This window comes from Oleiphilus sp. HI0066, assembly GCF_001635725.1.
On sequence record NZ_LWFH01001570.1, the window covers coordinates 1 to 878 of the forward strand.

Here is an 878-nt window from a genome sequence, read left to right on the forward strand (position 1 = left end):
TTGCGATATTACTTCGGTAGATTTTCTGCAGGCCTTTTTAGATGTGTTGAATGATCGAGCTTCTGAGGTGGAACTCGCTTCAAGGATTTCGACGCTCTGTGCTTCGATGGATGATCTACCTTTTGAAGCAAATAGTTATGATGTTTTATGGTCTGAAGGCGCAATTTACAACATCGGTTTTGCCAAGGGCATTCAAGAATGGAAAGCCTACTTGAAACAAGGCGGTGTGCTAGTAGTGTCTGAAGTTACCTGGACGACGGATGAACGACCGCAAGAGTTAGAAGATTATTGGGAAGCTGCATATCCCGAAATCGATACCGCTTCGAATAAAATGAAGGTGTTGGAGCGAGCAGGGTATCAGCCACTTGGTTACTTCACATTGGATTTACATTGCTGGCTTGAGGGGTATTATGGTCCGATTCAAGCTTCATATAATGCTTTTCTCGAGCGTAATGCAAATTCTGAAGGGGCGAAAGAAATTATTGCTGCTGAAAGAGAGGAGGTGGCGATGTATGAGAAGTTCAAAGACTTCTATAGCTACGGAGTCTACATCGCCAAGAAACTATAATTTTAGTTCGTAGCCGCTTTTGCAAAGTTCGCGAGCGCTTTGCGTACCTTTTCTAATACGGCATCGCAACCTCTTATCTCGTGTCGCTCCTTCAAGTAAGCTGGATCGTTGTACGTGAGCATTACTTTTCCTTCTTCATCTTGTGTAATCAAAGCTTTTTGCGGTAAATCAATACCGACCATCTGCGTACATGCCATCAGTGGTGCACCCACTTTGGGGTTTCCAAAAATGATCAATGTCGTAGGGTTGATCGTTACACCTACATCTTCTGCTCCTTTAGAGTGACGGATGGTCGCAAAGACTTTCATGC

At 44.0% G+C, this 878-nt stretch carries 2 protein-coding genes; one reads left to right on the forward strand and one right to left on the reverse strand.

What is annotated here, in order from left to right; translation table 11 throughout:
• On the forward strand, positions 1 to 568 hold a 568-nt coding region (locus tag A3738_RS24855), incomplete at its 5' end, for a class I SAM-dependent methyltransferase (RefSeq protein ID WP_068763920.1).
• A gap of 2 nt (positions 569 to 570) precedes the next feature.
• Here the strand turns inward: A3738_RS24855 and A3738_RS24860 are convergent.
• Positions 571 to 878, reverse strand: a 308-nt coding sequence (locus tag A3738_RS24860; RefSeq protein WP_068763921.1) for a DUF302 domain-containing protein, incomplete at its 5' end; no start/stop codon positions are given.